This is a genomic window from Coprococcus eutactus (genome assembly GCF_001404675.1).
GTDB lineage: Bacteria > Bacillota > Clostridia > Lachnospirales > Lachnospiraceae > Coprococcus > Coprococcus aceti.
Genome location: NZ_CYXU01000002.1, coordinates 148,812 through 164,695 on the forward strand (window position 1 = coordinate 148,812; position 15,884 = coordinate 164,695).

Annotated in this window: 12 protein-coding genes; 2 read left to right on the top strand and 10 right to left on the bottom strand. The window is 33.4% G+C overall.

The window, feature by feature from the left end; all coding sequences use genetic code 11:
* Positions 1–11: 11 nt before the first annotated feature.
* From ARA78_RS05065 to ARA78_RS05080, 5 genes are all read right to left on the bottom strand, one after another.
* Positions 12–2,744 (bottom strand): DEAD/DEAH box helicase family protein, encoded by a 2,733-nt coding sequence (locus ARA78_RS05065; RefSeq protein ID WP_055280104.1) that lies wholly within the window; start codon positions 2,742–2,744, stop codon positions 12–14.
* A complete protein-coding gene (locus ARA78_RS05070; protein ID WP_055280105.1) occupies positions 2,744–4,399 on the bottom strand; it encodes a site-specific DNA-methyltransferase in 1,656 nt (551 codons plus the stop codon). The genes ARA78_RS05065 and ARA78_RS05070 overlap by 1 nt, the downstream gene beginning before the upstream one ends.
* A gap of 9 nt (positions 4,400–4,408) precedes the next feature.
* Positions 4,409–5,083 carry a hypothetical protein gene (locus ARA78_RS14215; protein ID WP_242849664.1) on the bottom strand — a complete coding sequence of 225 codons (675 nt, stop codon included), beginning with the start codon at positions 5,081–5,083 and terminating at the stop codon, positions 4,409–4,411.
* Positions 5,084–5,144: 61 nt separating this feature from the next.
* On the bottom strand, positions 5,145–6,992 hold the full coding sequence (drmD, locus tag ARA78_RS05075; RefSeq protein ID WP_242849665.1) for a DISARM system SNF2-like helicase DrmD: 1,848 nt from the start codon (positions 6,990–6,992) through the stop codon (positions 5,145–5,147).
* 17 nt (positions 6,993–7,009) lie between these two features.
* On the bottom strand, positions 7,010–8,281 hold the full coding sequence (locus ARA78_RS05080; RefSeq protein WP_055280106.1) for a DNA cytosine methyltransferase: 1,272 nt from the start codon (positions 8,279–8,281) through the stop codon (positions 7,010–7,012).
* 702 nt (positions 8,282–8,983) lie between these two features.
* Between ARA78_RS05080 and ARA78_RS05085 the strand changes: the two genes are divergently transcribed.
* Together ARA78_RS05085 and ARA78_RS05090 are read left to right on the top strand one after the other, a co-directional pair.
* Entirely contained in the window at positions 8,984–9,367 is a 384-nt protein-coding gene (locus tag ARA78_RS05085; protein WP_055280107.1) for a plasmid mobilization protein, read from the top strand.
* The gene (locus ARA78_RS05090) at positions 9,354–9,620 is read left to right on the top strand and encodes a hypothetical protein (RefSeq protein WP_055280108.1); all 267 of its coding nucleotides are present in this window, start codon (positions 9,354–9,356) and stop codon (positions 9,618–9,620) included. The genes ARA78_RS05085 and ARA78_RS05090 overlap by 14 nt, the downstream gene beginning before the upstream one ends.
* Positions 9,621–9,663: 43 nt before the next feature.
* Here the strand turns inward: ARA78_RS05090 and ARA78_RS05095 are convergent, their stop codons facing one another.
* The 5 genes from ARA78_RS05095 to ARA78_RS13840 all read right to left on the bottom strand — a co-directional run bounded on the left by ARA78_RS05095 (position 9,664) and on the right by ARA78_RS13840 (position 15,884).
* Positions 9,664–10,488 (bottom strand): hypothetical protein, encoded by an 825-nt coding sequence (locus ARA78_RS05095; protein ID WP_055280109.1) that lies wholly within the window; start codon positions 10,486–10,488, stop codon positions 9,664–9,666.
* A 207-nt stretch (positions 10,489–10,695) separates the two neighbouring features.
* Entirely contained in the window at positions 10,696–12,462 is a 1,767-nt protein-coding gene (locus tag ARA78_RS05100) for a UvrD-helicase domain-containing protein (RefSeq protein WP_055280110.1), read from the bottom strand.
* Positions 12,463–12,477: 15 nt separating this feature from the next.
* Positions 12,478–14,466, bottom strand: a complete 1,989-nt coding sequence (locus tag ARA78_RS05105; RefSeq protein WP_055280111.1) for an ATP-dependent nuclease — start codon at positions 14,464–14,466, stop codon at positions 12,478–12,480.
* A 91-nt stretch (positions 14,467–14,557) separates the two neighbouring features.
* Complete coding sequence (locus tag ARA78_RS05110; protein ID WP_055280112.1) at positions 14,558–15,064, bottom strand: hypothetical protein; 507 nt, start codon at positions 15,062–15,064, stop codon at positions 14,558–14,560.
* Positions 15,065–15,080: 16 nt separating this feature from the next.
* Positions 15,081–15,884, bottom strand: coding sequence for an HNH endonuclease (locus tag ARA78_RS13840; protein ID WP_227094043.1), 804 nt, complete (start codon positions 15,882–15,884; stop codon positions 15,081–15,083).

Sequence of the window (15,884 nt, forward strand, 5' to 3'; positions counted from 1 at the left end):
ACAACCTCCGTTTATTCTCCGTCTACTACAACAGGAATTGCCATACCAATTACATATTTGAATGTATTACCTACTATAATCTTATCCCCTGGCACTAGGCGATACTCCCAAGTCTTTCCGTCCGCATCCACCTGCGATGCACATTCGCACCACTTAATTGCAGCCTTTGCTTTTTCCTGTACATCTTCATTATCTGTTTGATTTGCAGCCTTCACTTCAATCATATATTTCTTGTCAGCCATCTCTACTAAGAAATCAGGATTATACTGTTTTGCCGCCTTATAAAATAGTCCTAACTGATTCAAAGGTGGCTTTATAAATCTAATAACTTCTGAATCCTCTTCTAATACCACAGACAACCTTCTCTCATCATCACTATCAAATGCATTCTCTGCATAGTATGATTTCTTATATCCTTCAAACAAATATTGCTTAATATTTTTCTTATCTGGCACTTCCTTCTTAAAATTCAATCGTCCATTTTCCTTCATATTCTTCACAAATGATTTGAATACAATAAGGTCTTTCTGAACGTTAAATACAAACTCAGTGCTTTCTTCCTTTGACGCATATATCTGTTTTCTTAAGTCCTCTACTATAACAGTTGCATATCTACGGACAATCTTCTTTTTTTCTTCATCCGTACCTTCGATTAATGCGAGATACTGATCAACCACCTCAAGAATAAATTCTGCATCATCAGAACTAAACTCCGGAATACTCTCCAATAAAGAAACTGCAAGCATATTCTCAGGATTTTCTACAATAAGTGCATCTGCATCCAGCACTTGCAGCAACTTACCATTTACAGCGTCATATCTCTCGATTCTCGATGCCGCAACATCAAAATCCATAATGTTTCGTTTAACAGTAAAAGACTTAAATGTAATTGTTGAACTATAGCTAATTCCAATCTTTGGAACAGAGATAGCAACTTTCTTTAACTCTTCAACTTTCTTGATAAACTCTTGTTTTGCATATGGCAATACATTCTTACTGCCAGATGACTTCTGTAAATCAATCTGTAACGAAGCATCCCCCTGATGTACAGTAAATGATGTATCAACTGCATCAGTGCCCATGCCCGTCTGTGTCATTTTGTGATCTGATGCTGTGCCATCATTTGTTTCTTTTTCATCATCGTTAGCAAAATAATCAAAAATAGACATCTGTCCACTATCACTTTCGGACTTCTTGGGTGCTACTTTCTTTACAAATGCTTTCTGATACTCAGCAAACAGATTCTCCACCACATTTTCATTATTCAAATCTTGGTATGATTTCACTTTACTTTCGCATAACGCTTCATCAAATAATGAAATCTGCTGGTTCTCAACTGCTGGCTCTACCATAACTGTTTTTGTGTTCGGTATATCTTCCTCATCAAGATTTCTCTTCTTAAATACAGGGTTATTCTTGATATCATCCACAATCTCTCGATAATGATCGTGAGCAACAATATCCAAGGTATCTAATTCCTCAATACCCGTTATCTCACCAAAAGGAAGCCTCAATCCTCTACCAATAGTTTGAAGTGCCAATATATCACTCTTTGCAGCATTAAGTGGGATAATCGTAAACAGATTATTTACATCCCAACCTTCTTTCAGCTTATATACATGCAGCACAATCTCAATTGGATTGGTATTTTTCTCAATGGTTAGTAATTTCTGAATGTTTTCTTCTGTCTCTGCACCACTTGTGCTAGAGTCAATTTCAATAACCTTACCAACATAACGACCTCCAAAAAAAGCATCGGAATCTATTTTTTCTTTTATTTTTCTAGCATGTGTTGTATCTTTACAAGCTATCAAAACAATTGGCTTTACCTGTTCTAAATGATTATCTATACAATATTTATATACGATGGACTTTCTTCTCTCATGAAGCTTGATTCCATCTTTCAACTTCATTTCCTCTATATCATCATCTGAATATCCTGCTGTATTTGTTCTTCCCATAACAACCGGAATCTTCAAAAACTTCCCAGCTCCATCCTCTAATCCGTAGTGATAAATAATATTCTTATTTGTACTCTTAGGTGTAGCAGTATATTCCAACCCCAACACTGGATTCAGATAATTAATCGCTTTCTTTGATGCTGGGGCATAGTAACGATGCGCTTCATCCATACAAATAACCAAGTCATCAAACGAACGTAAAACATCCGCAAAAGAGCCACCCAAATTTTCATTAAACTTGTGAAATTTAAATTCAATATCTCCCCTAGTAAAAATCTTTGAAATATTAAAGATAAATATCTGAATATCAGATGTTTTTTCTACCACCATTTCCTCTTGGATATATCTTACCGGGTATGATAAATAATTTTCCCCATCATAAACTTTGGGTCTTCCCATCTCTGCTTCAAGTCCCTTAAACATGTATTTGGGATGTCCCGGGACCGCCTCTCGACGCATCTTGTCATAAATCGTATTTCCTGGTGCCAGAATAAAGAAATGTTTGTACCCTTTTGTCTTGTACAAATAATAAATGCATGCACCCATTAAACGGGACTTACCAATACCGGTTGTCATATCAAAGCAGAATGATGGAAAATCAAATTCCTTATCTACAGATATTTTATGTGGAGCTTGGCAATTCTCTGATGCTATTTTCTCTGCTTCAGCTTTTGAACTAGTTCTATACTCAATCTTGGAACTGATTGCATCAAAGTATTGTAGCGCTTCATACTGAGGATCACGCAGGCTCATAGCCCATTTAATTTTATCTACTGAACTCATTATTCCTGCACCTCACTTTCAAAATTACATTTATCCAATAAATCCTTTGGTATTTTTTTCACTTCCACATTCTCTGGAAGAATCATGTCAGCTTGATTTTTCTTACAATAGATAAGTAAACTCTGCTTATCCCCTAAGTTCTTCATTATCGACATCACATACTTTGTATTAACAAATTCTTCTGTGATATGTATGAATCGATTCTCTGATGAATGTCCTTGAAACTCCCCAGATGGTTCATAGGTAAATCCTTCTATCTTGCAAATAGCTTCACATACCATATCCCATGTATAAGATGGATTTATTTGATAAACAGGAAGAACTTTGTTCTTTACAAGTAATGGTTCTGCAAGTTCGTAGAATTTATATCCCCCGCCACCTTGCCAATCATATGTGTTTGTGACACCACCTCTATCTTTACCATCTATAACTCTATCTAATCTCTTTTTGCAATGTGTATAACAATGATCTCCAAGTTCAATTCCAATGTATCGCCTTCTCATTTTATGTGCCACCGCTGCGGTAGTTCCTGAACCCAAGAAACTATCAAGCACTAAATCACCTTCATTCGTTGCCATTAAAAGAATTCTTTCTATCAATTTTTCAGGTTTCTTTGATCTAGGAAAAGCCACGCCACCCTCATTTCCCAAATCAGCCTTAGGAATGTCATCATTCTTCCAAACATTTGATAATTTTGTAGTTTTAACAACATCCTTTTTCTCAAGAAACGCTGTATCTTTTAACCATGCACATAGTTCACCATTATGGTAAAACAATGTGGTTTGTTTTCCCTCATTTCTACCTCTACTTGGCACATATTCAACAGAATATAAACTATTCTTTTCCATGCGTGACATAAGCGCATTTTGGAATTCATTTTCCTGTTGAACAACGTAGGTACGATATATTGTGTCAAAAAATTGGTAATATTGTGCTCTTATTTCACTCTCTCTAGCTTCAAAATTCTTTAGTGAAATATCTCCAATCTCATAACCCGTATGTTTGTATATTTTTACAGGTAATCCATTAGAAGCTGATTCAAACTCATCTACAAGTTCTCTTCTACCTTCTGATTTAATATATTTTCTATATCTTTGCATTGTCTTTTTTGTTAGTTTTTCAGTTGCCAATACTTCATTCAATTCAACTGTTTCTTTTTTATAAACCAACAATTTTTCACCTGTATTAAATATTGCGCCACCTTGTCCAAGACCCGTTACATTTGACTTTTCATATGTAATATCTGATACAAAATTACTTCTACCAAATATTTCATCGCACATAACCTTCAGATAATGCCCTTCGGTACTATCTATGCTCATCCATAGAGTCCCATCTTTTGATAGTAATTTATGAAGTATTTGAACTCTTTTATAAATCATATTCAACCATAACGAGTGTTCTACATCGTCATCATAATGTTCGAATGCATTTCCTGTATTATATGGCGGATCTATATATACGCATTTTATCTTCCCTGCATAATCTCTCTCAAGAGCTTTTAACGCCAACAAATTATCCCCATGAATCAGCATATTTTCTGTATCCGGATCACCATATGATTTTGATTTATCCTCAATTAATATTCTTGGTTCAAGTTTCTCTTCCTCATATTTACCAACCCATGTTAATTCTAACTTACCTTTTTTCTCCATGGTCGCCTCCTAAAACTTAATCACTATCTTTGTTACCAGTTGTGTTTTTACCAAAATACCTTCTGCAAACTGCTTCTGCATATTTACAGCCTTTTCTTCCAATGTTGACATTTCATTATGAAATGCCCGTACCATTTTTTGTTTCTGCTCTTCTAAAATTTCTATTTGTTTTTTTAATGCAATCTTCTGTCTAAAATCGCTTTCGTTTACATATTTATCTTTAAGTTCATCTAATTCTGATGTATCCTTGACTCTGAGCAAATATTCCTCTTTTCTTAATTGCAGCCAATTATCCAATTTTTTCTGATTAGCAATCAAAACTGTTCTTTTAGATTCTGCATATTTCTGCTGCATAAATTCATCCACTTTGTCAATATATGAAAGGATTTCTTGATTATTTGGTGTCTTTTCTCCTAGGCACTGCTCCTGCAATTTTTCGCAAAGCTCTCTAGCCAACTCATCTGAAACACCATATATCTTCCCTGTTATATCAATAATTTCAAATACTGCATCTTCAAGAATCTCACCAACATAAGAACTACCAATAAGTAAATATCCGTGTTGAATTCCCGGAATTTCCAAGTCTATATTAGTTTCATAGTACTTTGGATATATCTCATTTTCCTCTTTACTTCTACTATTCCAATACTTAAACTGTGAATCATATTCCGCAATTTCTTTCATGATAATATTAAAATGAGACTTATGTTGTTCCTCTGTTTTATATGTAAATATGGATTTCAGTTCATCCTTTTTCTTGTTTCTTTTCTAATTCCTTTTCCAAATTCTTAAATTGCTTTGTAAAATCTGATGTTGTTTTACATTCCTGATATATAAGTGTAACTCTTTTTTCAAAATCTGCTCCACTTTCTAATAATCCAATAGCTTTATCTGATGCACCAAATACGCCTTGGAATAACTCGAATTTTTCTGAAAGAATTTCATATACTCTCTTATCTGCTACATTCTGAGTATTAAGCAAATTAATAACCACAACGTCGTTCTTTTGTCCATAACGATGACAGCGACCAATTCGCTGCTCTATCTTCTGCGGATTCCAAGGAAGATCATAGTTTATAATCGTATTACAAAACTGAAGATTCAATCCTTCCGAACCGGAATCTGTTACAAGCAAAATCTTGTATTCATCCCTAAATGCTTCTACGATGGCATTCTTCAATTCAACATTTCTACTACCCACATACTTTCCATAGTTTCTAGCTTTCCACGCCTTATAAATCTGTTTAGTAACAGGATCATTTGTACTACCATTAAACTTAAGTATCTGGCCTTCATATCCGGCATGAGATAATTCTTCAAACATGTATTGTTGCGTTCTAATAGATTCCGTAAACACAACTATTCTTTGTTTTATGCCAGCTTCATCTTGAAATGCAAAAGCTGTCTCCACCGCCTGTTTCAAGGCTGTCATCTTCGCATTTCTTTTTATACTTTCAGCTTTATTAATAATGGCTGTTACCTCATCTATTTCATGCTGAATAAATTCATTTACCTTTTCTCTTGTGTATAATTCATCCTGCTTACTATCATCATCCGTCTCTATTTCATCATCATCAAAAAAACTAAGGAAAAAATCAATACTTTCATCCGCTGATTCAGTTCTAGTTGTTTCCTTCAAAGTTTCAAGTCTGCCTTTTAATACCTTGAAGGTTTCTGCAACTGCCATACTTGATGATGCAAGCAATTTTCTAATAACAGATGTAATAAGTGTTCTGTGTGAATTTGGCAAAGCATACAAGATTTCCTTTTTCAGATAATTATTTACCATCACATAAAGTTCTATCTCCATTGGCGATAGTTCAAAATCAATTGTCATTTCTTTACGCTCTGAAAATTGGATATACTCTGCTACTTCTTTTCGTAAAGTTCTTTGCACAACAGGTTCTAAACAAGCCTTCAAATCATTGTAATCTTCTCCTCGCAAATATCTTTCGGAAAATATCTGCTTACTATAAAAAACTCTATCATCGATAAACTGAACAAGTCCATATATATCAAGTAAAGTATTCTGCATAGGAGTCGCAGTTAATAGAATCTTCGGAACTCCCTTTGTTAATTCATATAATGAGTTAGCCATCTTTGAACCATTCTTATAAACATTCCTAAGCCGATGTGCTTCATCAAATACACAAAAATCCCAAGCTATCTTTCCGAACTCTGTTTTTCTTTTTGAGGCAAAGTGGTAGGAAACAATAATTACTGCTTGTTTACTCTTTACCCTTGCGAGATAATCCTCCCAATTAGAACTATCCACAATTAATGAATCAATATCAAATTTCTCTTCTAATTCAACTTGCCATTGTTTTCGCAGATTTGATGGCATAATAAGTAGTATTTTATTTTTTCCACTGCATAGCAAATACTTGATGACCAAGCCAGCCTCAATAGTTTTTCCAAGACCTACCTCATCTGCAAGAATGGCTCCACCAAGCTCTAATGAAGATAGTGCAAATGTGAATGCTTCAACCTGATGAGGATTGATGTCAATATCAGCCATATGCAAACAACTATATGGATTATTTTTCAGTTCTTGTTGCTTTAATTCAGCATATGTATTTTCAACAATACCCATTTGCGAAACCTCCAATTTTATTTTCCTAATTGTTCTTTTATTTTATCTGCTATTACCTTTGCCATCATTGGCGGAACCGCATTCCCCACCTGAACAAATTGTGCTGTCCTTGGTCCTTCAAAATAATAATTATCTGGAAACGACTGTATTCTTGCTGCTTCCCGCACTGTAATTGATCTATGTTGCTCTATATCTGGATGAATGAAATAATGTCCATCTTTCGATAAATGAGCAAGTATTGTGTGACAATGATCCATATCGCCCTCAACAACTTTAAATCGATCTACAAATGAAGTTCTATTTTTATGTGTTTTCAAATCTTCTGGTAAATCATCATATTTCAAACGTTCATGCCGTTTGTTTTCAAACCACATATCTATTGCTCTCTTATAGATTTCAATATCCTGCGCAGTATGAGGCCTTGCTATATGTCCTGTTAATACATCCGATTTAATACGAATATTATTTTCCTTAACATAATCTTTTAGCCTGCTCATGTCTTTCATCGTATGCTCTCTTGCCTCATCACCAGGATTTAAAGCTGGTAAATCCTTAAGCAAATCCCACACTTCTGCATTACTATGAATCACTTCAAAAGATGGATAATCATAGCCTGTCCCCTTAAGCCAGCCTACTATGATTACACGTTTTCTACTCTGTAATACTCCGAAATCATGCGCATTCAACTCATCATAACATATTTCATAACCAACACGTTTCATATACATTTGAAGGTTTTTAAATGCTTGGCCGCCTCTTGCGCTCTTTATACCAGCTACATTTTCAAACACAAACATTCTAGGCTTATACTTATTAAGAAACTGTACATACATCTTGTATAATTCATTTCTTGGATCGTCCTCCATCGGAACTACCATGTGACTGCTCTGCGCCCTTCCCACCAAAGAATATGCTTGGCAAGGAGGTCCACCTATAATTACATCAATCTTTTCAATTCCTTTTTCCTTTTTAATCTCATCAATTGTATTGAAAATTCCTTTGATTGTGGACTCTGACATTTCTTTATTAATCACTGTCTTAAGCTCTTCCTCAGGTATCTTCTCTAAAAGTTGCGTTCTAGTTATTTTTCCTTTTTCATAATCATAATAGCTATTAAGTTCGCCATTATCTTTCAAATAATAATATGCTATTCTCGTCTCTAATGTCTTTGCCGCATATCCATTCATCTCAACATGTGCAACTGGTCTATAACCACTTTGTATAAATCCCTCGGAAAGTCCACCGGCACCAGCAAATAGGTCAATATAATTCAATCCATTTTCATTCATGGTTTTCTACCTCATTATTTAACATTTACTCCCCAATTACACGGTCATATCGTTGTGGTGCTTTTCGCTTACTTTATATAACCTAATCAACTTTATTATATCAGATATATCTAACCTTGGTTCTGCACATATCTTTTCTAATATGATCATAACAACCATCCATCTCTTCTTTTTTCAATTTTATTCATCTTATTTTTCTTGATTTTAGAAATATAATCCCGTTATTTTATTATACCTTGTGTCATATACCTTGTAAAATAATTCATTTGACCTTTCTTAATTCCATTCCTCTTCGCTTCATTCCTCTATATATTACTATCCTGCACAGTATATTTATTTTTTCACAAGATAAGAAAAAAGACATCATACCCTTCTATTCAAATAATACGGATATAACGTCTTTCTTCATTTTACTCACGCAACTATCATTCTCATTATTCAAACTCTTCCCAAAGGAAGTATCATCAAATCAAAAATGCTGATTTTATGCGGCATTCCACCGCATCTGTTTCATCTAATGTTACTCTTTTCATATCGTTTTCAAAAACTTTAGTAGCAAATTAGTTGCAATACTTCCCTATTGCTCCTATGAAATCCATGGCAGATATAATCTACTTTTACTACTAAAAACGAATAATCAAATGTGGCTTGCGGGTGCTTAATTGTGCCTGCTGCCACACCCACTATGAAAGGAGCTTTTCTATGAGCAATCAACACAAACATCCAACTATAAGTTTTAGAATAAGCGATGCTGAACGCAAGCAAATCGAGGCCCGCATTCTTGCCAGTGGCATGATGAAAAAAGATTACTTTGTCCGTTCCTGCATCTATAACCGCATCTGCGTTGTCGGCAAGAAAGAAACCATATATCCTCTTGTACAGACTGTTAATGCATTATATCTGCAATTACTTGAAATGCAGAAAACATTTACCAAATGCTGTGAACACCCAGCTTTAAATAATCTTCCTACAAGTGAAGAAATTAAGGAACTTCAAACCGACTATAACAATATGCTTACAGCCATCATTGATCTACTTGATGGAGCTAAGTATCTGTGGGAAGGAGAACATCATGAAACAAAATAACCCTTGTTACCTGTTTAGCATGTATGAACCTGATACAGATTCCGTTATTGTTAATGCCATCAATGATACATATACTGGCACACCTCTTTCTATCAGTTGTAAAAAATATAATTCATCTGTCTTGCTTGATACGCCTGATGATATTGTGTATCTGTACCGACTGGCACATGAGAATCCTCTGCTATATGCTGAATTAGCTTGTACATCTAATGGATTACAGGAATATGTGAACGCTATGAATGAATTCAATTAACACCTAAAACAGTCCTTTCACACAACTTTGTTAGGACTGTTTTTTACTCGCAAATTACTTTCTCATATTTATGATATGTAATTGAAACCCCTGTCATATCTTCTAAACTATATGTACCCTTTTTTAAAATAATTGTTTCGTCTTGTATTTCACAACTCATAACCACAAATTTACCATCATAATTTGATACTATAGCTCTATTCTGTTCAATAACCTCATACTCTTTCTTATCAGCAATTTCATAGTTAATTTTTATTGTAATCCCTATAGCTACATTTAAAACATATAGTATCAACGCTATTGCTAATATTATCTTTCCGCACACACTGTATTTCTTATTTTTCCAGAAGAAATTCCTTATGATTATAAAATAAGCTATTACTATGTCGACAATTAAAAACACGCCAATTGTTGCATAATTATCTATAAATCGTCTCAACCATGCCCAAGGAATAATTTCTATTAGGTTAATCGTATAAGAAAGATTTTGAAAGAACATAATATATACCGTTATAATAAATGTAAATATCACATATAATTTGCTATTCATTTTTTTATTTATGTATGAAAATATAAATGGGTAAGCAAACAATGCCAATGCACAAAAAATAAAAATCAATTTATTCTCGAACATTTCTGTTCCATCAAAGTATTTTCCATCTATTCCATAAAAATTCGAACACGAAACAGAAAAGTTTTTTGAAATTACCAAATTTATCATTTCTACTAAAGTTATACTTGTAGCCAAACCTGTACTCAAAATATTCCATATATTATCTTTCAAAAATTGTTTAGTCTTATTATCTTTTATACTTTTAATAACATTTCCTTGACTGTCAACTATGTCCCTGTTTTTTTTATCCTGCATATCTGCTCTTCCTTACACTTGCTTCATCATCCATAATAATACCCAAGAATATATGAATGTTATAAACAAATTTAACCAATTTCTTGAAACATCATCCCCGTTTCAATTCTATATCATAATAAATAATTTAACTTGAGACAAGGATATTCATTTCAATATTCTAATACTGTAAATTCACAAATCTTTGCTTTCTAACACAATGTTCTTTTACTTTTCATTCGATTTCTGTGATATTTTCTTATTCATTATCCATTGGCTATAAGTATAATAATTTTCTTTTCCAACAAGTTCCATTAAAAATTCTTTAAAAGTCTGATCTATAGGAATCGTCACAAAGAAAAATAACCGCTTTCTTGGTCTTGAACAACAAACATAAAACAAATTACGATTTCGTTCAAAAGAAATCTGCTTTCCACTCGGAATGGAAGCCTTTCCAGTTATCATAGGTGCATATGTTTCAAACTGGTACATATTCCAGCCCCTACTAATGACAAAAATAACATTGTCATATTCTTCTCCTTTGACTCCATGTTCTGTGGAAAATAACGCTTCAGGATATAAAAATTCTATTGCCGAAATGAATTGCGTATAATCCAACTCCAAAAATGCTTGAATTGACGCATTAGATGAATATATTGTTCCCGGTGCATTACGATACAAATGATACCATCCATCCAATTTAGGTGGAAAAGGAATTAATTTTGTTTCATTTATAACCTCAATAACATCAATTGCTCTTTTCTCTCTTGCTTCTCGTAATTTCTCTTGAAAAATTTTCCACTTCTCTTTCTCCGATTTTTTAGTAATTGGATATCTCTTAATTCCTAAAGTATCAAAAAGCAACTGCATATTTAATGTTTCTAATGCATGGTAAATTGGTTCAACGGTGTCCATAAAAAACAAAAGAAAGGGATCTTCCTTGTCACGTAAACCATCGTTAATGATACTTAAAAGTCGTTCATATCCCTGTTGTGCAGCCAATACTTTATGTGTAATCATTAAAATTTTTAATGTATCAGAATCCGCTGTATTTTGTTTTATTTCTTCGAAGATTTTATTTAAACGTATTTTTAACTCTTCTGTTGGCAATTCGCCTTGAAAATTACGATCAGTACGACGTTCTCCGTCATAATCCTCACATGTGATTACAACTACTTCACCCTGAAAGTTATCTATCGCAGATGTTTGTGGCAAATCTGGTCGTATATCATTCAAAAGTTGAACAATTCTTGGAGAAGATCTAAAATTTGCACCTTTTTTTATCACTTCTAAATTTTTATGTTCTATAATCCCACAAGCTTTATTTGACTGATAAATAGTTTGCCACGCATCTCCGAAAAAAGCAAATTGTGGAGATTTCTTTTCAGCAATAAAATATTTAATAAAGCGTTCGATAATCGGTTTATATGAGTCTTGATATTCATCAATCAGAATCAAAGGATATTTATCAGAAAATACACGTCTAAATTTCGCATTATCCAATAGTTTACAAAACAGCTTAAGAACATCATCATGATAAAGGTACTGAACTCCATTTTCCTTATATCGATGTCCTAAAGTATATGTAACTTCATTAACCTTAAAAAAGTCACTTTCATCTGGTAAAAAATCAGGGTCTGTTGTTACAACATCCACAAGATAGCTTTGATATTGTTTGATTGCATTCCAAGCAAACGAATGAATTGTAGATGGAATAATAAATGAATCTTTTGATAATCTTTCTGTGATTACCTCTACAGCAGCGTTCGTATATGTAATACAAACTACATTTTGCTTTTTTCGACTATATTTAGACCACATATTTTCTTGTATCCATTCAATGACTCTATTAAGCGAATAAGTCTTTCCTGACCCCGCACCTGCTTCAACACGAAAACTATGTCCATCCCGTAATGCTTCAATAATTTTCTCGTCTACTTTATCAGCTTCAGCTTTTGCTAATTCATAATTTGCACCATGATAATTTTCACACATAATCCATCATCCTTTTTATTCAAGTACCTTTTGGTTATTAAGCCATATTAATCCAGATCTAATGTATGTCGGAATGTTATAATCAGTACACTCATAAATAAGTTTAAGTGCAAAATCTGTTTTACATTTTCCAGAAAACTCCAGATCATCTTCGGTCGGGCTATCACTTAATCCATAATGTGAACGATTGACATTCCGAATAGCTTCTTCTAAAGAATATCCACATAATTCATTCTCTTTTGTTTGGAATTCAATATGACATTTTCCTCTGGTTTTATCGTCAGAAGACATTGATATTATATCTGCCAAATCAATTTGGGTTTTATCATCGTTCGACAACCCTTTATTCTTTCGAACCCACCATTTTAAAGTTTCATTAGATGTTGTTTCACCACACGAAACCGGAACAGATTTATAATATATTTGTCCATTTTTACCTTCTTGCCCCAATACAGAATCTACATCCGTAAGTATAAGACACGGAATACCTAAAAACTCAATAAATGGAATAAACTTATAAGCATACGCACCACCTATTTCAATTATAGTATAATATTGAGCTGGTAATTTATATTTCTGTGAACTAAAATCTCCTGACTTATTGCACTTATCTATCATATCAGGTATTAATAACCGTTCTGATGCTCCTTCAACCAAAATTGCTTTATCCGCAAAAAACAAATCACATTTGGTTAATGTAAGATATTTTCTAATAAAATCACTATTATCTGGATTTTCCTGTGCAAATGAATTTAAATTTCTATAAATAACTCCTTCTTTTGTTTTTTGTGCATATCGAACTTTTGAGAAAGCCATAGTATTAGCAACTTGAGCAGAATGTGAAGTTAAAAGAGTCTGAATTCCTACAGAAGTAATTTTCCCAAGAAACGCTTCTAAATATTCAGCAAAAGCATGCTGCATCTGTGGATGCATATGAGATTCCGGTTCCTCAATAAAAAGTAATGGTATACAAGCATTTCCGCACTTTTCTATCTTCTTCGCAAATGCCGCAAGAAGAAACTCCATTTTAATTAGATTTTTATAGCCCAATCCATTATATGTACCTGGAAGACATTCATTACTTGTACCTGCTGTGTATGAAAGCTGAGTTTGATTTTTTATCTGATCATCAATACTTAATTGAGTAGTAACTCCTAGTTGAAGTTCTTCTCCGTTTGGATACCCAAACCCAACCGAATCATTTACAAGTGAACTTAAAATGCTATCACTTTGTTTCTGAACATTTTTATTTGCTTTCTCAACAATAGCACGCAACTCCTTGACTTTTTCTGCAACACTTGGATCCAGTTCTTCTTCATTCATTTCGAAAAATTCTGAAATAAGCGAAGAAAGAGAACTATTCTGTGTTCCATCCTCTCCAAGGAGACGTTCTGCCGGAATAATATGAAATGGGAAAAGTTCTTCCAATTCTTTATGTTTCTTTATTTGTGTTTCCTTTGGATTTTTAGGATTCACTGCATAAATTACTAATTCAAAAAGTTTTGAAAAATTAGTACTGATAACATCCCGAGCCTCATCTGATGGTACAAAAACACCATTTGGGTAATAGCTTTCTTCCAATGTTCTCCATATCACTTTTTCATCTGGCTTTAACCGAAATTCCACACGAATTAATGCAGTGGTAGTATCTACATCCACATCTATAATAAAAGGCGATAGTGCCCCTAAATTATCCTCTAAATCTTCTAAAGAATAATCTACAAAGAACTCTATAGATATTGGTTCTAATTGCTCACATAACGATTCAAAAGAAATTTCTTTTGCCATAAATGAAGCTATTATTTCATACAATGTTTTTCTTTTAACCAACGGATAGTCATCAAAGGAAAACGGATGTCCATTCAACACATTTTCTATACATGCCAAACATGATGTCTTAGCTGTATTATTTCGACCAACAATTAACGTAGTCTTAGCATCAACTTCTAATTCAGCATCTATAAGCAATCTGTAGTTTTTTATTTTTATTTTCGATATATACATATTTGCATCCTTTCCACTGATACACGCAGAAGTAATCTGTGTACTATCTTTATCCCGAAATACCTTTTATATCATTTATAAAAATATTTTTCTATTTACTCCATCCCTCTATGTAGTACTGATGAATGCAATCAATTTGACCATTAAAACTGCCATCCTGCACCAAATAATTTTCCAACACATTCCAAACTACAACAAATGCATTATGTGTAGGCGGAAAAATATCTGCCGTTGTATAACCAACATATCTTTTTACTTCAAAACCAAAATCATACACTAATGAATACATATAATCATTAGAATTTATTCGATATGTTATGTTGTTTACACCTGCACTTTTTGCGTTATACCAATCTAAAAATTCTGATGATAAATACGCACGTTCCCCATAATAATGTATTCTTCCTTCTTTTCCCCATGCCCCTTGATTATCATTACTTTCAAAGTGAAGTTCTATCAATCCTGAATCATTTATATTCCTATAATGCAACCTATTTGCCAAATACCCAAGAGCAAACGCAAATGCTTCCCATGAGCTGTATCTTATTCCTGAATGTTTCCAACGTGGATTATATGTTGTATAATCTAATGTAATCATAATATTTCTCCTATCATCATTTTTTATCTTCTACAATTTGTCTAAGTTCCTCTACTGAAACCATATAATTTCTAAACCTATGTAGCATCCTATGGCAATTTGAACATACACATATTAAATCTGTTGCAGGATTTACCACAACTTCTTCATTTAAATCGGAAAGCGGTTTAATATGATGAACTTCTATATACCCTTTGCCTAATTCTCCATATTTCTTTTCAAAATCGAAACCACATATCATGCATTTTGTTCCATGTATACGTATTGCTTCTTCTCGATTTTGAACACTTCGTTCATACTTTGTTGTGTAGTAAACAGTTTTCTTCCCCTCTGTGCGTGGCTGCGATTCTTCCTGCTTCGTTTCTTCTGTCAAATTAATATCATTTGCAGATATATTTCTCACTCTCTTAACTACTTCACAATTCCAATGATATCCTCGATAAAAATCTTTTTCATATTCTTTTGGCACTGTTCCCAAAACTTTTTCAAGAGACTCTTTGTATAACCATTTAGTAAAATCACTTCCTGTGGGATCAACTTCCTTGGTGAAATAATGATTTTCTTTTAGGTTTTTTACATATTTTGTTTCGCTAATTCTTCCATCTAAACTTGTCTCAAATGCTTTCATTAAGGGTTCTGGTATAGAACTAATATCCACATTTCTTAATAATAATCTCCCTTGTGGTGCCCATGCTCCAGATTTATCATTACTTTCCGTATAAACCCTTATATACTCTTCATCTTTTGCCAGAAATCCTAGTACTTCATAATACTCTCTCTCATCAGCAAATTTTAAAACATTACCCCAATCTAATTTCAT